General features: G+C 62.0%; 1 protein-coding gene. It reads right to left on the minus strand.

Features of this window, described 5'->3' with window-relative positions; translation table 11 throughout:
* Positions 1-300: tyrosine-type recombinase/integrase (locus tag AC3XQU_RS23630; RefSeq protein ID WP_489876576.1), on the minus strand; the 300-nt coding region annotated here is incomplete at both ends.

Raw genomic sequence — 300 nt, forward strand, 5'->3', positions numbered from 1 at the left:
GATGTTGGTTGTAGAAACCTGCTCGTGCCCGAGCCAGAGCGCGATGACGGTGACGTCGACGCCAGACAGCAGGAGCCGCATCGCGGCCGTGTGTCGAAGGGTGTGGGTAGTCACGTGTTTGGTTCTGATCGACGGGCAGGACGTGCCAGCGATCGCGACATAATGCGCAATTCGATGTTCGATGGCGTCGCGGCTGAGATTCTTTCCGGTGGCCGTCGGGAACAATGGGTCACTGGGCGATCCGCTTCGCTCGGCGAGCCACACGCGCAGCACTCGGACGGTCGAATGAACGAGGGGTGT

This window comes from Telluria sp. AZSoR62 (assembly GCF_058111565.1).